This is a genomic window from Streptomyces sp. FIT100, assembly GCF_024584805.1.
Taxonomy (GTDB): Bacteria; Actinomycetota; Actinomycetes; order Streptomycetales; family Streptomycetaceae; genus Streptomyces.
In genome coordinates this window covers 1,834,104-1,852,171 of the sequence record NZ_CP075715.1, presented here as the reverse complement: position 1 = coordinate 1,852,171, position 18,068 = coordinate 1,834,104, and the positions used below count along the sequence as shown (strand labels likewise).

General features: G+C 72.2%; 23 protein-coding genes. 21 read left to right on the top strand and 2 right to left on the bottom strand.

Going from position 1 to position 18,068, the window contains the following annotated elements; translation table 11 throughout:
• Positions 1–5: 5 nt before the first annotated feature.
• On the bottom strand, positions 6–1,655 hold the full coding sequence (locus KK483_RS08030) for an oxidoreductase (RefSeq protein ID WP_262004517.1): 1,650 nt from the start codon (positions 1,653–1,655) through the stop codon (positions 6–8).
• Between the two features lie 221 nt (positions 1,656–1,876).
• Between KK483_RS08030 and hisD the strand changes: the two genes are divergently transcribed.
• The 10 genes from hisD to KK483_RS07980 all read left to right on the top strand — a co-directional run bounded on the left by hisD (position 1,877) and on the right by KK483_RS07980 (position 8,305).
• Positions 1,877–3,214, top strand: a complete 1,338-nt coding sequence (hisD, locus tag KK483_RS08025) for a histidinol dehydrogenase (RefSeq protein WP_262009393.1) — start codon at positions 1,877–1,879, stop codon at positions 3,212–3,214.
• Complete coding sequence (locus KK483_RS08020; protein ID WP_262004516.1) at positions 3,211–4,329, top strand: histidinol-phosphate transaminase; 1,119 nt, start codon at positions 3,211–3,213, stop codon at positions 4,327–4,329. The genes hisD and KK483_RS08020 overlap by 4 nt, the downstream gene beginning before the upstream one ends.
• On the top strand, positions 4,326–4,919 hold the full coding sequence (gene hisB, locus KK483_RS08015; RefSeq protein WP_138055870.1) for an imidazoleglycerol-phosphate dehydratase HisB: 594 nt from the start codon (positions 4,326–4,328) through the stop codon (positions 4,917–4,919). The genes KK483_RS08020 and hisB overlap by 4 nt, the downstream gene beginning before the upstream one ends.
• A gap of 2 nt (positions 4,920–4,921) precedes the next feature.
• Positions 4,922–5,086, top strand: coding sequence for a hypothetical protein (locus KK483_RS08010; protein WP_242334379.1), 165 nt, complete (start codon positions 4,922–4,924; stop codon positions 5,084–5,086).
• A complete protein-coding gene (hisH, locus tag KK483_RS08005) occupies positions 5,083–5,724 on the top strand; it encodes an imidazole glycerol phosphate synthase subunit HisH (protein WP_399013638.1) in 642 nt (213 codons plus the stop codon). The genes KK483_RS08010 and hisH overlap by 4 nt, the downstream gene beginning before the upstream one ends.
• A 2-nt stretch (positions 5,725–5,726) precedes the next feature.
• Positions 5,727–6,464 (top strand): bifunctional 1-(5-phosphoribosyl)-5-((5-phosphoribosylamino)methylideneamino)imidazole-4-carboxamide isomerase/phosphoribosylanthranilate isomerase PriA, encoded by a 738-nt coding sequence (gene priA, locus KK483_RS08000; protein WP_262004514.1) that lies wholly within the window; start codon positions 5,727–5,729, stop codon positions 6,462–6,464.
• On the top strand, positions 6,461–6,859 hold the full coding sequence (locus KK483_RS07995) for a Rid family hydrolase (protein ID WP_262004513.1): 399 nt from the start codon (positions 6,461–6,463) through the stop codon (positions 6,857–6,859). The genes priA and KK483_RS07995 overlap by 4 nt, the downstream gene beginning before the upstream one ends.
• Positions 6,856–7,611, top strand: a complete 756-nt coding sequence (gene hisF / locus KK483_RS07990) for an imidazole glycerol phosphate synthase subunit HisF (protein WP_262004512.1) — start codon at positions 6,856–6,858, stop codon at positions 7,609–7,611. The genes KK483_RS07995 and hisF overlap by 4 nt, the downstream gene beginning before the upstream one ends.
• 68 nt (positions 7,612–7,679) lie before the next feature.
• On the top strand, positions 7,680–7,898 hold the full coding sequence (locus KK483_RS07985; protein WP_262004511.1) for a type II toxin-antitoxin system VapB family antitoxin: 219 nt from the start codon (positions 7,680–7,682) through the stop codon (positions 7,896–7,898).
• Complete coding sequence (locus tag KK483_RS07980) at positions 7,895–8,305, top strand: PIN domain-containing protein (RefSeq protein ID WP_262004510.1); 411 nt, start codon at positions 7,895–7,897, stop codon at positions 8,303–8,305. Before KK483_RS07985 ends, KK483_RS07980 begins: the two co-directional genes overlap by 4 nt.
• 48 nt (positions 8,306–8,353) lie before the next feature.
• Here the strand turns inward: KK483_RS07980 and KK483_RS07975 are convergent, their stop codons facing one another.
• Complete coding sequence (locus KK483_RS07975; RefSeq protein ID WP_262004509.1) at positions 8,354–8,986, bottom strand: TIGR03085 family metal-binding protein; 633 nt, start codon at positions 8,984–8,986, stop codon at positions 8,354–8,356.
• An 83-nt stretch (positions 8,987–9,069) separates the two neighbouring features.
• Here KK483_RS07975 and hisI point away from each other — a divergent pair, with 83 nt between their 5' ends.
• From hisI to lgt, 11 genes are all read left to right on the top strand, one after another.
• Positions 9,070–9,528 carry a phosphoribosyl-AMP cyclohydrolase gene (gene hisI, locus KK483_RS07970; RefSeq protein WP_262004508.1) on the top strand — a complete coding sequence of 153 codons (459 nt, stop codon included), beginning with the start codon at positions 9,070–9,072 and terminating at the stop codon, positions 9,526–9,528.
• Between the two features lie 11 nt (positions 9,529–9,539).
• Positions 9,540–11,030: an anthranilate synthase component I gene (locus KK483_RS07965; protein ID WP_262004507.1), complete on the top strand. Its 1,491-nt coding sequence runs from the start codon at positions 9,540–9,542 to the stop codon at positions 11,028–11,030.
• A gap of 14 nt (positions 11,031–11,044) precedes the next feature.
• A complete protein-coding gene (locus tag KK483_RS07960) occupies positions 11,045–11,710 on the top strand; it encodes a TIGR02234 family membrane protein (protein ID WP_262004506.1) in 666 nt (221 codons plus the stop codon).
• A 91-nt stretch (positions 11,711–11,801) separates the two neighbouring features.
• Positions 11,802–12,071 (top strand): HGxxPAAW family protein, encoded by a 270-nt coding sequence (locus KK483_RS07955; RefSeq protein WP_262004505.1) that lies wholly within the window; start codon positions 11,802–11,804, stop codon positions 12,069–12,071.
• Positions 12,072–12,151: 80 nt separating this feature from the next.
• Positions 12,152–12,646 (top strand): DUF2752 domain-containing protein, encoded by a 495-nt coding sequence (locus KK483_RS07950; RefSeq protein ID WP_262004504.1) that lies wholly within the window; start codon positions 12,152–12,154, stop codon positions 12,644–12,646.
• A gap of 127 nt (positions 12,647–12,773) precedes the next feature.
• Complete coding sequence (gene trpC, locus KK483_RS07945; RefSeq protein WP_262004503.1) at positions 12,774–13,583, top strand: indole-3-glycerol phosphate synthase TrpC; 810 nt, start codon at positions 12,774–12,776, stop codon at positions 13,581–13,583.
• A 9-nt stretch (positions 13,584–13,592) separates the two neighbouring features.
• Positions 13,593–13,817 carry a tryptophan biosynthesis modulator TrpM gene (gene trpM / locus KK483_RS07940; RefSeq protein WP_262004502.1) on the top strand — a complete coding sequence of 75 codons (225 nt, stop codon included), beginning with the start codon at positions 13,593–13,595 and terminating at the stop codon, positions 13,815–13,817.
• A gap of 74 nt (positions 13,818–13,891) precedes the next feature.
• Positions 13,892–15,184 carry a tryptophan synthase subunit beta gene (trpB, locus tag KK483_RS07935; protein WP_262004501.1) on the top strand — a complete coding sequence of 431 codons (1,293 nt, stop codon included), beginning with the start codon at positions 13,892–13,894 and terminating at the stop codon, positions 15,182–15,184.
• Positions 15,181–16,005: a tryptophan synthase subunit alpha gene (gene trpA / locus KK483_RS07930; RefSeq protein WP_262004500.1), complete on the top strand. Its 825-nt coding sequence runs from the start codon at positions 15,181–15,183 to the stop codon at positions 16,003–16,005. The genes trpB and trpA overlap by 4 nt, the downstream gene beginning before the upstream one ends.
• 79 nt (positions 16,006–16,084) lie before the next feature.
• Complete coding sequence (locus KK483_RS07925; protein ID WP_399013629.1) at positions 16,085–16,918, top strand: DsbA family protein; 834 nt, start codon at positions 16,085–16,087, stop codon at positions 16,916–16,918.
• A 141-nt stretch (positions 16,919–17,059) separates the two neighbouring features.
• On the top strand, positions 17,060–18,025 hold the full coding sequence (lgt, locus tag KK483_RS07920; RefSeq protein ID WP_262004498.1) for a prolipoprotein diacylglyceryl transferase: 966 nt from the start codon (positions 17,060–17,062) through the stop codon (positions 18,023–18,025).
• Positions 18,026–18,068: the final 43 nt, after the last annotated feature.

Sequence of the window (18,068 nt, the reverse complement as noted above, 5' to 3'; positions counted from 1 at the left end):
CGTGCTCAGCTGCGGCGCAGCAGTCGAGACGCGCCCGCCGCCACCGTCGTCGCCAGGATCCAGCCCAGCAGTATCAGCGCCGCCGCCGCCCACTGCCAGTTGCCCTGCAGCCTCCAGTAGCCGTCCTGGCCGAGGTTGATCACCGGGATCAGCAGGTCCAGTGCGAACAGGGACGGATTCCACTCCGGGTGTTCGTCCGGCTTGATCGCCGCGGGGTGGTACCGCGAGAACGCCACCGCGCCCGCCGCCCAGAGCACCGCCATCCACAGCGCCGCCCGCCCCGGCCGGTAGCCGTACGCCACGGTCCAGTCCTGGAGGTACCCCCACAGCTTCGCCGCGAGCGGCAGCGTCTCGCGCCGTCGCCGCTGCTTGGCGAGGAGCACCTCGCGCGCGTCCGCGTCCTCGCCGCTGTTGCGGAGCACCGCCGCCAGCCGTTCGTACGGCTCGGGCGCGTACTCAGGAGTGGCCGCGGCCACCCACTCCAGCCGCCGCGCCAGCGGGAAGCGGCTGTACGGGACGAGGTTCTCGTAGACGAAGCCGCCCATCGCGAGCCCGCCCGGCCCCGGCCAGCTCGTCGACAGGTCGATCAGTGTGACGACCTTCGCGCCGTTGAGCACGACACGCCCCTCCTCCGGCCGCTCCCCGTTGAAACGCAGCTCGGGGGTGGCGATCCGGCGCAGCGACAGCTCCTCGCGCCGGGCGTCCGACAGCACGAACCGCGCCTGGTGGAAGTCGATCGCGTCGCCGAACCGCCCGTCGTCGAGCCGCACTCCGCCATGGCACTCGAAGCGCTGCTCCCGCGCGCCGGGCGCCCGCCCATCGGAGGCCACCGCAGCCGCGCCGGCGCCGTCGGCGCCCCCGGCCGCCCCGGCCACGACGCCGAACGGCGGCGTCGCGCCCTGATCGCCCGCCACGTTCACCCACGCCCGCGTCATGTACAGCGTGCGCTCCACGGTCAGCTGCGGGGCGTTGAGCGCGCGGCGCCCCTCCACCGCCCGCAGCCGGCTGCCGCGCAGGCTCAGCGACACGCCGACCTTCGCGCCCCGCAGACTGACCTCACCCCGCGTCTCGATCAGCTCCGCCTGGAGGTCCTGCGCGACGCACAGCCCGTCCGCGGCGATCGCCCGGCCACGCCGGTCGGGCCCCACCCGGATCTGGTTGATCAGCAGATCCGTGCCGATCTGCGCGTCCGTGAGGCGTATCCCGTGCTCCACGCGGCAGCGCGGGAGATGCAGGTCTCCCTCGGTGTGCAGCCGTGCCGCCTCCAGCCGGGGTATGACGCAGTCGACCATGCGCACCGTGGTGAAGTGCGCCTCCGGCAGCTTGATCTCGTTCTCGAAGCGGCAGCCGGCCAGCTCCACGTACGGTGCGACCGTGCCGCCCGCGAGGGCGAGCCTCCCCGTGATGTACGCACCGCGCAGCTTGAGCGCGCAGACCCGGCCGGGCCGAGGGGGCGGTCCGTGCAGCAGCAGATGGGCGACCACGTCGGCCCGTACGCTGCGCTCCGGCCCCCAGACGGGGCCGGCGAAGGGATCGTCGCCGAAGGGATCACCGTCGCGCAGGTCGCACGTCCTCCCGTTTTCGAACGCCGTCCACACGGCCCGCTCGGCCGTGGTCAGATCGTCGGGCATGTCCGTGCCCTGCGGCTCGGTCAAGGCCGCCCCCTCACTTCCCCCGGTCTGCTTCCCGGGTTTCGTACAGCCGTTCTTCCCGCTGAGTAACGGGCTGAACGCTAGTGGTCATGAACGACTTCTGTGGCGCGATGTGACAGGAGACGACGCGAAATCGGCCAGGCGAGTATCAGTCGATGTGACGCGTATCAGTCAGTGATACGGACGGCAGGTCCGGTGGGCGCGTCTGCGAGAATTGACCCGTGCTGCAATCTATTTCCCTCGCTCGAATCGACCTGCGTGGCGACGCCCTCCCCGAGGGTGGCGCCCTGCGCGACCTGCTGCCCCGTGCCGAGTTCGACGTGGAAGCCGCCCTGGAGAAGGTGCGGTCCATCTGCGAGGACGTCCATCATCGGGGCGACGCGGCGCTGATCGAGTACGCGGAGCGGTTCGACGGCGTGGCGCTGGAGCGGGTCCGGGTGCCCGAGAAGGCCCTCGCCGAGGCGCTGGAGCGGCTCGACCCCGAGGTCAGGGCGGCACTGGAGGAGTCGATCAGGCGCGCCCGGATCGTCCACCGCGAGCAGCGCCGCGAGACGCACACCACCCAGGTCGTGCCCGGCGGCACGGTGACCGAAAAGTGGGTGCCGGTCGAGCGTGTCGGGCTGTACGCGCCCGGCGGCCGGTCCGTCTACCCGTCCTCGGTGATCATGAACGTCGTCCCTGCGCAGGAGGCCGGCGTCGGGTCCATCGCTCTCGCCTCCCCGGCCCAGGCCGAGTTTGACGGGCTGCCGCACCCCACGATCCTGGCCGCCTGCGCGCTGCTCGGCGTCGACGAGGTGTACGCCGCGGGCGGCGCGACGGCCGTCGCGATGTTCGCGTACGGCACCGAGTCCTGTGCGCCCGCCAACATGGTCACCGGCCCCGGCAACATCTGGGTCGCGGCCGCCAAGCGCTACTTCACCGGCCGGATCGGCATCGACGCCGAGGCCGGTCCGACCGAGATCGCGGTCCTCGCCGACGCCACCGCCGACCCGGCGCACGTCGCCGCCGACCTGATCAGCCAGGCCGAGCACGACCCGCTGGCCGCGGCCGTGCTGGTCACCGACTCGCCGGAGCTGGCCGACGCGGTCGAGCGGGAGCTGGAGCCGCAGATCGCCGCGACCAAGCACGTCGAGGACCGTATCGTCCCGGCCCTGACCGGCCGGCAGTCCGCGATCGTCCTCGTCGACGGCATCGACGACGGCCTGCGTGTCGTCGACGCGTACGGCGCCGAGCACCTGGAGATCCAGACCGCCGACGCCGCCGCCGTCGCCGAGCGGGTCCGCAACGCGGGCGCGATCTTCGTCGGCCCCTGGGCCCCGGTCTCCCTCGGCGACTACTGCGCCGGCTCCAACCACGTGCTGCCCACCGGCGGCTGCGCCTGCCACTCCTCCGGCCTGTCCGTCCAGTCCTTCCTGCGCGGCATCCACATCGTGGACTACACACGCGAGGCGCTCGCCGACGTCACCCACCACGTGGTGACCCTCGCCGAGGCGGAGGACCTCCCGGCGCACGGCGCCGCCCTGAAGGCAAGGTTCGGTTGGAAGGTGCCCGACAGCAAGTGACCGGTATCGACGATCTGCCCATCCGTGACGAGCTGCGCGGCAAGTCCCCGTACGGCGCGCCCCAGCTCGACGTGCCCGTACAGCTGAACACCAACGAGAACCCCTATCCGCTGCCCGAGCCGCTCGTCGAGCGTATCGCCGAGCGGGTACGGGAAGCGGCCCGCGGTCTCAACCGCTACCCCGACCGGGACGCCGTCGAGCTCCGCACCGAGCTCGCCAGGTACCTCACACGCACCGGGAAGCACCCCGTCGCCGTCGAGAACGTCTGGGCCGCCAACGGCTCCAACGAGGTCATCCAGCAGCTGCTCCAGACCTTCGGCGGCCCCGGCCGCACCGCGATCGGCTTCGAGCCCTCGTACTCGATGCACGGGCTGATCGCCCGCGGCACCGGCACCGGCTGGATCTCCGGGCCGCGCAGCGACGACTTCACCATCGACACCGGCGCCGCCGTGCAGGCGATCGCCGAGCACCGCCCCGACGCCGTCTTCATCACCTCGCCCAACAACCCCACCGGCACCGCGGTCGCCGCCGACACGGTCCTCGCCCTCTACGAGGCCGCCCAGACCGCGAAGGCCGCGACCGCCGGGGCGCTGGTGGTCGTCGACGAGGCGTACGTCGAGTTCAGCCACCGCCCCTCGCTGCTGCCGCTGCTCGAAGGCCGGCCGAACATGGTGGTCTCCCGCACCATGTCCAAGGCGTTCGGCGCCGCCGGACTGCGCCTCGGCTATCTCGCCGCGCACCGGGCCGTCGTCGACGCCGTCCAGCTGGTGCGGCTGCCGTACCACCTCTCCGCCGTCACCCAGGCCACGGCGCTCGCCGCCCTGGAGCACACCGACACGCTGCTCGGATACGTCGAGCAGCTCAAGCAGGAGCGGGACCGCCTCGTCGCCGAGCTGCGGGCCATCGGCTACGAAGTGACCGAATCCGACGCCAACTTCGTCCAGTTCGGACGGTTCGAGGATTCCCACGCCGTGTGGCGGAAGATCCTCGACCGGGGCGTCCTCGTCCGTGACAACGGCGTGCCGGGGTGGCTGCGGGTCACCGCCGGCACCCCCGAAGAGAACGACGCGTTCCTCGACGCGGTTCGCGCACTCAAGAAGGAGCAGAGCTCATGAGCCGGGTAGGACGGGTCGAGCGCACCACCAAGGAGACGTCCGTCGTCGTCGAGATCGACCTCGACGGCACCGGAAAGGTCGATGTCGCGACCGGGGTCGGCTTCTACGACCACATGCTCGACCAGCTCGGCCGCCACGGTCTGTTCGACCTCACCGTCAAGACCGACGGCGATCTGCACATCGACAGCCACCACACCATCGAGGACACCGCCCTCGCGCTCGGCGCCGCCTTCAAGCAGGCCCTCGGCGACAAGGTCGGCATCTACCGCTTCGGCAACTGCACCGTGCCGCTGGACGAGTCGCTCGCCCAGGTGACCGTCGACCTCTCCGGCCGGCCGTACCTCGTGCACACCGAGCCGGAGAACATGGCGCCGATGATCGGCGCCTACGACACGACGATGACCCGGCACATCCTGGAGTCCTTCGTCGCCCAGGCGCAGATCGCACTGCACGTCCACGTCCCGTACGGGCGCAACGCCCACCACATCGTGGAGTGCCAGTTCAAGGCGCTCGCCCGGGCCCTGCGCTACGCCTCCGAGCGCGACCCGCGCGCCGCCGGAATCCTGCCGTCCACGAAGGGCGCCCTCTAACCGTGACCGGACTCTCCGCCATCCTCATCGTCGTCGGGCTCTTCCTGCTCGGCGGTGTGTACTCGTTCGCCAAGCAGCAGATGCCCAAGGGCCTGATCGTGCTGCTGTCGATCGCCTCGGCGCTCTGCCTCGCCGCCGGCGTGCTGCGACTGGACGTGTGGTCATGAGCGCAGGCAAGAAGGTCGTCGTCTTCGACTACGGCTTCGGCAACGTCCGTTCCGCCGAGCGGGCCGTCGCCCGCGTCGGCGCGGACGTCGAGATCACCCGCGACTTCGACGCGGCCATGAACGCCGACGGGCTGCTCGTCCCCGGCGTCGGTGCCTTCTCCGCCTGCATGACGGGCCTGCGGGAGGCCCGCGGGCACTGGATCGTCGACCGCAGGCTCTCCGGCGGCCGCCCCGTCATGGGCATCTGCGTCGGCATGCAGATCCTCTTCGAGCGCGGCATCGAGCACGGGGTCGAGACCGACGGCCTGGACGAGTGGCCCGGCACCGTCGCCCCGCTGAAGGCCCCGGTCGTGCCCCACATGGGCTGGAACACCGTCAAGGCCCCCGCCGACAGCGAGCTGTTCGCCGGCCTCGACGCCGACGCCCGCTTCTACTTCGTGCACTCGTACGCCGTCCACGAGTGGTCACTGGAGATCACCAACCCCGCGATGCGCGCCCCCAAGGTCACCTGGGCGACCCACGGCGAGCCGTTCGTCGCGGCCGTCGAGAACGGCGCCCTGTGGGCCACCCAGTTCCACCCCGAGAAGTCCGGCGACGCCGGTGCCCAGCTCCTCACCAACTGGATCGAGACCCTCTGATCATGGCTCAGAAGCTTGAACTCCTCCCCGCCGTCGACGTCCGCGACGGCCAGGCCGTCCGCCTCGTGCACGGCGAGTCCGGTACGGAGACGTCGTACGGCTCCCCGCTGGAGGCCGCGCTCACCTGGCAGCGCGCGGGCGCCGAATGGCTCCACCTGGTCGACCTGGACGCCGCGTTCGGCACCGGCGACAACCGGGAGCTGATCGCCGAGGTGGCCGGGGCCATGGACATCAAGGTCGAGCTGTCCGGCGGCATCCGCGACGACGACACCCTCGCCGCCGCCCTCGCCACCGGCTGCACCCGGGTCAACCTCGGCACCGCCGCCCTGGAGACCCCCGAGTGGGTCGCCAAGGTCATCGCCGAGCACGGCGACAGGATCGCCGTCGGCCTCGACGTCCGCGGCACCACCCTGCGCGGCCGCGGCTGGACCCGCGACGGCGGCGACCTCTACGAGACGCTGGCCCGCCTCGACTCCGAGGGCTGCGCCCGCTACGTCGTCACCGACATCGCCAAGGACGGCACGCTCCAGGGCCCCAACCTGGAGCTCCTGCTGGGCGTCTGCGCCGCCACCGACAAGCCCGTCGTCGCCTCCGGCGGCGTCTCCTCCCTCGACGACCTGCGGGCCCTGGCCGGACTGGTCCCCGAGGGCGTCGAAGGCGCGATCGTCGGCAAGGCGCTGTACGCCGAGGCGTTCACCCTGGAAGAGGCGCTCGCGGCGGTCTCGGCGGTGGCCCGGTGAGCGACGGCATCCGGCGCCTCGGCTCGGACGACCCGTGGGAGAAGGCCGCCGGCACCTCCCGCGCGGTCGAGCTGCCGAACGGCCTGGTGCTGGTCTCCGGCTGCACGTCGACCGTGGACGGCGTGCTCGCCGACGGCGGTCCCTACGACCAGACCGTCAACGCTTTCAACGCGGCGCTCGCCGCGCTGAAGGAGCTCGGGCTCGGCGCCGAGCACGTCGTCCGCACCCGGACGTACCTCACACACGCGCGGGACGTCGACGAGGCCGTCCGCGCCCACAAGCAGCTGTTCGACGCCGTCCGCCCGGCCGCGTCGACGGTCATCGTCTCCGGCCTCGTCGACCCGCGCCTCGTGGTGCAGGTCGAGGTGGAGGCGTACCGAGGAGGAGCGGCATGAGCCTCGCCGTCCGAGTCATCCCCTGCCTGGACGTCGACAACGGCCGGGTGGTCAAGGGCGTCAACTTCCAGAACCTGCGGGACGCGGGCGACCCGGTCGAGATGGCCAAGGTGTACGACGCCGAGGGCGCCGACGAGCTGACCTTCCTCGACATCACCGCCTCGTCCGGAAACCGGGACACCACGTACGACGTGGTGCGCCGCACCGCCGAGCAGGTCTTCATCCCGCTCACGGTCGGCGGCGGCGTCCGCTCGGCCGACGACGTCGACAAGCTGCTGCGCGCCGGCGCCGACAAGGTCGGCGTCAACACGGCCGCCATCGCCCGGCCCGAGCTGATCCGCGAGATCGCCGAACGCTTCGGCCGCCAGGTGCTGGTCCTGTCGGTGGACGCACGCCGCACACCGTCCGGATCCTTCGAGGTCACCACCCACGGCGGCCGCCGCGGCACCGGCATCGACGCCGTCGAATGGGCCCACCGCGCGGCCGAGCTCGGCGCCGGTGAGATCCTGCTCAACTCGATGGACGCCGATGGCACCAAGGACGGCTACGACACCGAGATGATCGCGGCCGTGCGCCGCCACGTCACGGTGCCGGTCATCGCCTCCGGCGGCGCCGGCAGCCTCGCCGACTTCCCGCCGGCGATCGCCGCGGGCGCGGACGCCGTGCTGGCGGCGTCCGTCTTCCACTTCGGCGACCTGCGCATCGGCCAGGTGAAGGAGACGCTCCGCGAGGCGGGCCACGCGGTCAGATGACCCTGTCGACATGCGACATCCAGGTCGATATATTGATGCCCTAGCGTATATCGATCTGGGAGGTTGCCATGTCCAGGACCGTCATCGATGTGGACGACCAGATGCTGGCCTTCGCCCAGCAGCAGCTCGGTACGACGACGAAGCGGGACACCATCAATCGCGCGCTGACGATAGCGGCGGCGATCAGTGCGGACGACCGGGCCCGCGCGCTGCGCTGGCTTCAGGAGAACGCGGACGACTTCCTGGACTTCCAGGTGCTCGCCGACCGTGAGCAGGCCGGTCTATGAGCTACCTCGCGGACACGTCCGCCATCTGGCGGTTGCTGCGCGGTCAGATCGGCGATCCGTGGCCTCGGCATGTCGCCCAGGGACTGGTCGCCATCTGCCCGCCCGTCGAGTCCGAGCTGATGCCCGGCCTGCGTGCGGACCGGGACTACGAACCCTTCTTCACGATGCTCGGCCAGACCTTCGGATGGGTTCCGGCGCTCGACGACCCGTGGCCGAAGATCATCGCGGTTCAGCGGGACCTGGCGTCGATCGGCCATCACCGGGGACCGTCGCCGATCGATATCCTCATCGCGCTTACGGCACAGCAGCACCGCCTCACCGTTCTGCACGTCGACGACGATTTCGGCTCGATCGGCAAGGTGCGCCCCGGTATCCCGATGATCCGGCTCCAGCCCCTGGCCGGCTGACCCTGGGAGCGGTCCCACTCCCAGGCTCCGGCGCCCGCCACACCGCCGCTAACCCATGCCCAGCTGCGTCCTGCCGACCCTGTCGACCGCGTCCTTGTCGCCGTCGATCTCCACCTTCGCCGCGTCCTGCCGCCCGAAGCCGTACAGAGTCAGCTCACCCGGCTCACCGGTCACCGTCACCACCGGGGCGCCCCGGTGCGCGACCACCGTCTGGCCGTTCGGGCGGCGCAGCACCAGCCCGACCGGGGCCTTGCGGCCCAGCAGCCGCGCCGATCGCTCCAGCCGCGACCACAGCGCGTCCGCGAAGACGGGATCCAGCTCCCGCGGCGCCCAGTCGGGCTGCGCACGCCGTACGTCCTCCGCGTGCACATAGAACTCGACCGTGTTCGCCCCCTCGTCCACCTGCTTGATCGCGAACGGCGACATCTTCGGCGGGCCGGTCCGGATCAGCTGGATGAGCTCCTCGTACGGCTTCGCCGCGAACTCGGCCTGCACCCGCTCCAGCCGGCTCTTCAGCGCACCCACCAGGATCCCGGCGGCCTCGGGCCGGCGCTCGCGCACCACCACGTGCGCCGCCAGATCCCGGGTGTTCCACCCCTCGCACAGGGTCGGTGCATCGGGCCCTGCCGCCTCCAACAGATCGGCGAGCAGGAGCCGTTCACGCTTGGCATGGGTCGACATGGCGCCAGCCTACGGCCGCAGCGCCGCGTCCGCCCAGTGGACGCTCCACCGGAATGACCCCGCCGGCGCGGCACAATGACCCCATGAGCAGCACGTCCAGCGCCACCAGCGGATCCGGCGCCTCCAGCGGATCCGGCGCCTCCAGCGGACCCGGCGCCTCCAGCGCACTCGACCCCGCCCTCGCCGCGCGCCTCAAGCGCAGCGCCGACGGTCTGGTCCCGGCCATCGCCCAGCAGTACGACACCGGTGAGGTGCTCATGCTCGGCTGGATGGACGACGAGGCGCTGCACCGCACCCTCACCACCGGCCGCGCCACCTACTGGTCCCGCAGCCGCCGGGAGTACTGGGTCAAGGGCGACACCTCCGGCCACGTCCAGCACGTCAAGGCCGTCGCCCTCGACTGCGACGCCGACACCGTCCTCGTCAAGGTCGACCAGACCGGCGCCGCCTGCCACACCGGCGCCCGCACCTGCTTCGACGCCGACGTGCTGCCGCTGGGCCCTGGGCCGGCCCGGAACCCGGACCAGGCCCTGGGCCAGTAGGGTCGTACGCCATGGATCTCGAGACCTTCCGCAAGCTGGCGGCCGACCGCCGCGTCATCCCCGTCAGCCGCCGCCTCCTCGTGGACGGCGACACACCGGTCGGCCTCTACCGCAGGCTCGCGGCGGAGCGGCCGGGCACCTTCCTCCTCGAATCCGCGGAGAACGGGCGCTCCTGGTCCCGCTACTCCTTCATCGGCGTACGGTCCGCCGCGACGCTCACCGTCCGCGACGGCCAGGCCCACTGGCTCGGCACCCCGCCGGTCGGCGTCCCCGTCGACGGCGACCCGCTCGACGCGCTGCGCGCCACCGTCGAGGCCCTCCACACCCCGCACGACCTGGCCTCCGGTAAGCCCCCCTTCACCGGCGGCATGATCGGCTACCTCGGCTACGACATCGTGCGCAGGCTGGAGAAGATCGGCGAGCACGGCACCGACGACCTGGGCCTCCCCGAGCTGACCATGCTCCTCACCTCCGACCTCGCCGTCCTCGACCACTGGGACGGCTCGGTCCTGCTGATCGCCAACGCGATCAACCACAACGACCTCGACACCGGCGTCGACGAGGCGTATGCGGACGCCGTGGCCCGCCTCGACGCCATGGAGGCCGACCTGGCGCGGCCCGTCGACCCCCGGCCGCAGGCCCTGCCGCCGTCCGAGCTGCCCCCGTACACCGCGCCGATGTGGAGCGGCGAGCAGTTCAAGGCGGCCGTCGAGGACGTCAAGGAGCGCATCCGGGCCGGCGAGGCATTCCAGGTCGTGCCCTCCCAGCGGTTCGAGACCCCGTGCACGGCGAGCGCCCTGGACGTCTACCGGGTGCTGCGGGCCACGAACCCGAGCCCGTACATGTATCTGCTCCGATTCGACGGGTTCGATGTCGTCGGCTCCAGCCCGGAGGCGCTGGTCAAGGTCGAGGACGGCCGGGCCATGGTGCACCCCATCGCCGGCACCCGCCCGCGCGGCGCGACCCCGCAGGAGGACCACGAGCTCGGCGAGGAGCTGCTCGCGGACCCGAAGGAGCGAGCCGAGCACCTGATGCTGGTCGACCTGGGCCGCAACGACCTGGGCCGGGTCTGCGAGCCGGGCTCGGTCGAGGTCGTCGACTTCATGTCCATCGAGCGGTACTCGCACGTCATGCACATCGTCTCGACCGTGACCGGCAAGGTCGCCGAGGGGCGCACCGCCTTCGACGTGCTGACCGCCTGCTTCCCCGCGGGCACGCTCTCCGGGGCGCCGAAGCCCCGCGCGATGCAGATCATCGAGGAGCTGGAGCCCTCCCGGCGCGGACTCTACGGCGGCTGCGTCGGCTATCTCGACTTCGCCGGCGACTCCGACACGGCCATCGCGATCCGCACCGCCCTGCTCCGCGACGGCACCGCGTATGTGCAGGCAGGGGCCGGGATCGTGGCCGACTCGGACCCGGTCGCCGAGGACCTGGAGTGCCGCAACAAAGCGGCCGCGGTGCTGCGCGCCGTGCATACGGCCAACCGGCTGAACGGCCACTGAACGCGTAGGGGATAGTGGGGTACGTGAGCGCTGCATCCGTACCCCAGCCCCGTTCCGAGCGCACCGACGCAGCGGCCGCCGCCGCCCGCAGCCGGCGCAGTCTCGCCGCCGCCCTGCTGCTCGGCGCCGTGGGCGCCGCCATGGTGCTGCTCGCCTCCGGGCAGATCTGGGCCGAGGGCACGGCCGACGCCCTCGGCGGCCGGGTGCCGCTGGAGGCCGACGGGCGCGATGTGACCGGGGCCCCGGCCGCCCTCGCCGTCGTGGGCCTCGCCGCTCTCGTCGCCGTCTTCGCCGTCCGCCGCGCGGGCCGGCTGCTGGTCTCCGTCCTGCTCGCGCTCAGCGGCGCCGGCGCGGCGGTCGCCGCCTTCCTCGGCGCCTCCGGCGGCTCCGCCCTGACCGAGCAGGCCCGGCGCACCACCGGTGACGCCGCCGCCACGGTCGGCGGACTCACCCACACGGCCTGGCCGTACGTCACGGCCGCCGCCGGACTGCTCATCCTGCTGGCCGGACTGCTTGCGCTGCGCTACGGCGCCTCCTGGCCGGCGATGTCCGGGCGCTACGAGCGCGAGGCGGGGCAGGGCGGCGGCGCCCGCAGGGCCGTCCCGGCGGCCGACCCGGACCGGCCCGAGGACCTGTGGAAGGCGCTCGACCGCGGCGAGGACCCGACGCGCGATCAGTGACGACCCCCACGTCCCGGCACCCCCTGGCGTACGGGACAATGGGACGGGACACCACAGCACCCCACAGGGCAACACCAACGAGGAGCAACTCATGGCGGGCAGCAGCCACGGACACACCCCGGCCGCCTGGACCGGCGTCACCATCAGCTTCATCGGCTTCTGCATCGCGGGAGTCTTCATGGTGGCGGCGAACCCGCTCGGCTTCTGGGCCGGCATGGGCGTGACGCTGCTCGGCGGTGTTGTGGGCCTCGCCATGAAGGCCGCCGGCCTCGGCATGCCGGAGCCCAAGGTCATCCGCGCGCAGGCCCCGGCCACGACCTCGGTCAAGCCGGCCCCCGCGGAGGCCACGGCGGCCTCCTGACGCCCCTGGAGCGACCCGACGAGGCGCAGCCCGGCGAGCCCGGGCTGCGCCTCGTCGCATACCCGGGAGACAATCACGAGGTGGATGCCTCCCCTGCCCCCGCCCCCGGCACGTCGCCCGGTCCCGGCACGCCCCCCGGCCCCGGCACACCCTCCGGCCCCGCGTCGCGGGCGCAAGCCCCTCTCGTACGGCGGGTCGCCGCGCCCCTCGGTGTCATGGGGGCGGTCGTGGCGGCGTTCGCGTACGTCGGGGCAGTCGACCCCAACGAGCCGGGTCACTACCCCGTCTGTCCGCTGCTGCGGCTCACGGGGATCTACTGCCCCGGCTGCGGCGGGCTGCGCAGCGCACACGCCTTCGTCCACGGTGATCTCGCCGCGGCCCTCGGGTCCAACGCCGTCGCCACCGTCGGTTACGGGATCTTCGCCGTCGTCTGGGCTCTCTGGCTGGTCCGCGCGATCCGCGCCAGGCCCGTGCGGTTCGAGCTCGGGACCGGCTGGTGGTGGGGCATCGGCGGCCTTCTGCTCGCCTTCACCGTCCTGCGGAACCTGCCGTTCGGGGCGGTGCTCGCGCCATGACCGGCCGGACGAGGTCCCAGGTACTGGGACGGCCGTCAACCGGATGCAGGGCCTTCGCCCTCGTGCGGATACCATCGACATTGCAGACAGTGATCCATCATCAACCTCCCGGAAGGGGGCCGCTCGCGTGAGTGTGCTCGACGAGATCATCGAAGGCGTGCGCGCCGACCTCGCAGAGCGGCAGGCGCGGGTCAGCCTCGACGAGCTCAAGGAGCGTGCCGCCAAGGCGCCCCAGGCGAAGGACGGCGTCGCCGCGCTGCGCGGCGAAGGCGTCCAGGTCATCTGCGAGGTGAAGCGCTCCAGCCCTTCCAAGGGCGCGCTCGCCGCCATCGCCGACCCTGCCGCGCTCGCCGCCGACTACGAGGCGGGCGGCGCGGCCGTCATCTCCGTCCTCACCGAGCAGCGCCGCTTCGGCGGCTCGCTCGCCGATCTGGAGGCCGTGCGCGCCCGGGTGGACGTCCCGGTGCTCCGCAAGGACTTCATCGTCACGTCATACCAACTGTGGGAGGCCCGTGCGTACGGCGCCGACCTGGTCCTGCTGATCGTCGCCGCCCTCGACCAGGAGGCCCTGGTCTCGCTCATCGAGCGGGCCGAGTCGATCGGTCTCACCCCCCTCGTCGAGGTCCATGACGAGGACGAGGTCGAGCGGGCCGTGGACGCCGGCGCCAGGATCATCGGGGTCAACGCACGTGACCTGAGGACCCTCAAGGTCGACCGGTCCACCTTCGACCGCGTCGCCCCCGAGATCCCCGCGGGCATCGTCAAGATCGCCGAGTCCGGCGTCCGCGGCCCGCACGACCTGATCGCGTACGCCAACGCCGGCGCCGACGCGGTCCTCGTCGGCGAGTCCCTGGTCACCGGCCGGGACCCGAAGGCCGCCGTGGCCGATCTCGTCGCCGCCGGCGCCCACCCTGCGCTGCGTCACGGGAGGGACTGACCTCCCGCCATGACCACCGCCGTCCGCCGCGTACCGTCGGCCCCGCTCCGCCCGAGCCTGCACCGCCGGGCCGGTGCGGCGGCGCCCGCGCGCGTACCGCACGCCCCGCTCGCGCGCGGCTGCCGTCCGCGCGGTTGCCGCGCGCCCGCGCGCCGGGTGCACGGACGCCGTGTCCGGTACGTCATCGGGGACGAGCCCGGACAGGTCAACGGCATGCGATGGCGCCGCCGCTGAGCGCGATGCGCTCAGCGTCACGCACGTCATCACCCTCATCTCTCTTCAGCTGATCGCTCTTGAGGAGTTCCCGCATGCCCAGCGATTACTTCATTCCCGACCCCGAGGGCCTGGTGCCCAACGCCGAGGGCTACTTCGGCGCCTTCGGCGGCACGTTCATCCCCGAGGCACTCGTCGCCGCGGTCGACGAGGTGGCCGTCGAGTACGACAAGGCCAAGGCCGACCCCGCCTTCGCCGCCGAGCTCGACGAGCTGCTCGTCCACTACACCGGCCGCCCCAGTGCCCTGACCGAGGTGCCCCGCTTCGCCGAGCACGCCGGCGGCGCCCGGGTCTTCCTCAAGCGCGAGGACCTCAACCACACCGGCTCGCACAAGATCAACAACGTGCTGGGGCAGGCCCTGCTCACCAAGCGCATGGGCAAGACCCGCGTCATCGCCGAGACCGGCGCCGGCCAGCACGGCGTCGCCACCGCCACCGCCTGTGCGCTCTTCGGCCTCGACTGCACCATCTACATGGGCGAGATCGACACGCAGCGCCAGGCGCTGAACGTCGCCCGGATGCGCATGCTCGGCGCCGAGGTCGTCCCCGTGAAGTCCGGCAGCCGCACCCTGAAGGACGCCATCAACGAGGCGTTCCGCGACTGGGTCGCCAACGTGGACCACACCCACTACCTCTTCGGCACGGTCGCGGGCCCGCACCCCTTCCCGGCGATGGTCCGCGACTTCCACCGGGTCATCGGCGTCGAGGCCCGCCGCCAGATCCTGGAGCGCACCGGCCGCCTCCCGGACGCCGCCGTGGCCTGTGTCGGCGGCGGTTCCAACGCCATCGGCCTCTTCCACGCCTTCATCCCGGACGAGGGGGTGCGCCTGGTGGGCTGCGAGCCCGCGGGCCACGGCGTCGAGACCGGCGAGCACGCGGCCACGCTGACCGCGGGCGAGCCCGGCATCCTGCACGGCTCGCGCTCGTACGTCCTCCAGGACGAGGAGGGCCAGATCACCGAGCCGTACTCGATCTCGGCGGGGCTTGACTACCCGGGCATCGGTCCCGAGCACGCCTACCTCAAGGACAGCGGGCGCGCCGAGTACCGGGCCGTCACCGACGACGCCGCGATGCAGGCGCTGCTGCTGCTGTCGCGTACCGAGGGCATCATCCCGGCGATCGAGTCCGCGCACGCGCTCGCCGGGGCGCTGGAGCTCGGCAGGGAGCTCGGCAAGGACGGACTGATCGTCGTCAACCTCTCCGGCCGCGGCGACAAGGACATGGACACGGCCGCCCGCTACTTCGGGCTGTACGACGAGACCGCCTCCTCGACCGTCGAGGCGGACGCGACCGGTGAGGTCGCCGAGATCGAGGGGGACGCCAAGTGAGCGGGAACATCCGTCTGCTGAGCGACACCCTCGCCACCGCCAGGTCCGAGAACCGCGCCGCGCTCATCGCGTACCTGCCCGCCGGATTCCCGACCGTCGACGGCGGCATCGAGGCGATCAAGGCCGTCCTCGACGGCGGTGCGGACATCGTCGAGGTCGGACTGCCGCACAGCGACCCGGTCCTCGACGGCCCGGTCATCCAGACCGCCGACGACATCGCCCTGCGCGGCGGCCTGAAGATCGCGGACGTCATGCGCACGGTCCGCGAGGCCCACCGGGCCACGGGCAAGCCGGTGCTGGTGATGACGTACTGGAACCCGATCGACCGGTACGGCGTCGAGCGCTTCACCGCCGAACTCGCCGAAGCGGGCGGCGCCGGCTGCATCCTGCCCGACCTGCCGGTCCAGGAGTCCGCCGGATGGCGCGAGCACGCCGAGAAGCACGGGCTGGCCACGGTCTTCGTCGTCGCGCCCAGCAGCAAGGACGAGCGGCTCGCCAAGATCACCGAGGCGGGTTCGGGCTTTGTGTACGCCGCCTCGCTGATGGGCGTCACCGGCACCCGCGAGTCGGTCGGCGCCCAGGCCCAGGACCTGGTCCGGCGCACCCGGGCCACCCCCGCCGCCCGCCGTGGGCTCCCCGTCTGCGTCGGCCTCGGCGTCTCCAACGCCGTCCAGGCCGCCGAGGTCGCCGGCTTCGCCGACGGCGTCATCGTCGGCTCGGCCTTCGTCAAGCGGCTCCTCGACGCGGACGACCTCGCTGCGGGGATCGCGGCGGTGCGGACCCTGGCGGGCGAGCTGGCCGAGGGCGTCCGCAAGCGCTGACGCCGTAGAACGCACTGCTCACCCGTACGGGTGGACCTCGGACCGGGGAGGCGCATGCGCGCCTCCCCGGTTCGTTGCTGTGATCGTGAGCGAGAACAACCGTGACGGAAAACGGGCCGCGCGAGAGCGGCTGCTGCAGGAACGTGAGCTGGACAAGGCGCGCGAGAAGCGAAGGCGCCTGCTGATCGTGTCGGCGGCCGTGGTCGGCGTGCTCGGCCTGGCCGCCGTCGTCGGCGTGATCGCGGCCGGCACCGGCGGCAAGGACGACGCGTCCAAGGCCGGGCCGGTCATCGCGCCCAGCGGCGCCGAGGGCGAGGAGCAGCTCGCCCTCCCGGCCGGCGCGAGCGACGCGCCGTCCACGCTCACGATCTGGGAGGACTTCCGCTGCCCGGCCTGCGCCGTGTTCGAGAACGGGTTCCGGGACACGATCCACGAGCTCACGGACTCCGGGCAGCTCCGGGTCGAGTACCGGCTCGCCGCGCTCATCGACGGGCGCTTCGGCGGGAGTGGCTCCCTGCGCGCGGCGAACGCGGCGGCGTGCGCGCAGGACGCCGGGAAGTTCGTGCCGTACCACGACGTGCTGTACCAGAACCAGCCGCCGGAGACGGACGACGCCTTCGGGAACAACGCCAGGCTGATCGAGCTGGCGGGCAAGGTCGAAGGGCTCGACACGCCCGCCTTCCGCAGCTGTGTGGAGCAGGGCAAGCACGACAGCTGGGTGAACAAGTCGGCGGAGGTCTTCCGCAACGGGGACTTCACCGGCACGCCGACGGTGCTGCTCAACGGGGAGCCGGTCTTCCCCCAGAAGGGCAGCGAGCAGATCAGCCCGGAGAACCTGAAGAAGTGGGTCACCGAGGCGAACGAGGGCAAGAAGCCGGGGACGGCGCAGCCGCCCGCCCCCGCGGCCTCCTGACCCTCGCCCGGCACCATCCCCACCTTCGCCCGGGACCTTCCCCCGGCCGCTCGACGGCGCTGCCGTCCGGCGGCTCGTTATGCAGACGTTGCCGGGTGGGTTGCTTCGCCTCCCACCCGGCAAGGTAGCGTCGGACCTGCCATGGACCTTGCCTACATTCCCAGCCCGTCGACCGGTGTGATCAACCTCGGACCGGTTCCGCTGCGCGGCTATGCCTTCTGCATCATCATCGGTGTCTTCGTCGCCGTCTGGTACGGCAACAAGCGCTGGATCGCCCGCGGCGGCAAAGCCGGCACGGTGGCCGACATCGCCGTCTGGGCGGTGCCCTTCGGCCTGATCGGCGGCCGTCTGTACCACGTGATCACCGACTACCAGCTGTACTTCAGCGAGGGTGAGAACTGGGTCGACGCGTTCAAGATCTGGGAGGGCGGCCTCGGCATCTGGGGCGCGATCGCCCTCGGCGCGGTCGGCGCCTGGATCGGCTGCCGTCGGCGGGGCATCCCGCTGCCGGCGTACGCGGACGCGATCGCGCCCGCCATCGCCTTCGCGCAGGCGATCGGGCGCTGGGGCAACTGGTTCAACCAGGAGCTGTTCGGCCGCCCCACCGATCTGCCGTGGGCGGTGGAGATCGCCCCGGACAAGCCCGGCACGATCGAGGGCGCGACCCTCTACCATCCGACGTTCCTCTACGAGTCGCTGTGGTGCGTCGGTGTCGCCCTGCTGGTCATCTGGGCGGACCGCCGCTTCCGGCTCGGGCACGGGCGGGCCTTCGCCCTGTACGTCGCCGCGTACTGCGCGGGCCGCGGCTGGATCGAGTACATGCGCGTGGACGAGGCGCACCACATCCTGGGCCTGCGACTGAACGTCTGGACCGCGATCGCCGTCTTCCTGCTCGCCGTGGCCTACATCGTGATCTCGGCGCGGCTGCGTCCGGGCCGCGAGGAGGTCGTGGAGCCCCCGAAGCCCACGGAGGCAGCTGCGGACGACGCCCCGGCGGAGCGCTCCGCGTCCGAGGCCGACCGGCTGGACAAGGGCCACGACGCCGACCCGCTCGACAAGGGCCACGACGCCGACCCGGCGGACTCCGAATCCGCCCCCAGGAGCTGACGCTCCCCGCTCGCTCCCCGAGGGCCGCCCCCGCCATGGCCGG

Excerpts from the sequence above, each read along its gene's own strand:
- trpM (WP_262004502.1), top strand. The coding sequence starts at position 13,593 with ATGACCACCGCCGTCCGCCGCGTACCGTCGGCCCCGCTCCGCCCGAGC.
- trpB (WP_262004501.1), top strand. The coding sequence starts at position 13,892 with ATGCCCAGCGATTACTTCATTCCCGACCCCGAGGGCCTGGTGCCCAAC.
- hisB (WP_138055870.1), top strand. The coding sequence starts at position 4,326 with ATGAGCCGGGTAGGACGGGTCGAGCGCACCACCAAGGAGACGTCCGTC.
- KK483_RS07965 (WP_262004507.1), top strand. The coding sequence starts at position 9,540 with ATGGATCTCGAGACCTTCCGCAAGCTGGCGGCCGACCGCCGCGTCATC.
- KK483_RS07980 (WP_262004510.1), top strand. The coding sequence starts at position 7,895 with ATGAGCTACCTCGCGGACACGTCCGCCATCTGGCGGTTGCTGCGCGGT.
- hisF (WP_262004512.1), top strand. The coding sequence starts at position 6,856 with ATGAGCCTCGCCGTCCGAGTCATCCCCTGCCTGGACGTCGACAACGGC.
- KK483_RS07975 (WP_262004509.1), bottom strand. The coding sequence starts at position 8,986 with ATGTCGACCCATGCCAAGCGTGAACGGCTCCTGCTCGCCGATCTGTTG.
- lgt (WP_262004498.1), top strand. The coding sequence starts at position 17,060 with ATGGACCTTGCCTACATTCCCAGCCCGTCGACCGGTGTGATCAACCTC.
- priA (WP_262004514.1), top strand. The coding sequence starts at position 5,727 with ATGGCTCAGAAGCTTGAACTCCTCCCCGCCGTCGACGTCCGCGACGGC.
- hisH (WP_399013638.1), top strand. The coding sequence starts at position 5,083 with ATGAGCGCAGGCAAGAAGGTCGTCGTCTTCGACTACGGCTTCGGCAAC.
- hisI (WP_262004508.1), top strand. The coding sequence starts at position 9,070 with ATGAGCAGCACGTCCAGCGCCACCAGCGGATCCGGCGCCTCCAGCGGA.
- KK483_RS07955 (WP_262004505.1), top strand. The coding sequence starts at position 11,802 with ATGGCGGGCAGCAGCCACGGACACACCCCGGCCGCCTGGACCGGCGTC.
- KK483_RS07985 (WP_262004511.1), top strand. The coding sequence starts at position 7,680 with ATGTCCAGGACCGTCATCGATGTGGACGACCAGATGCTGGCCTTCGCC.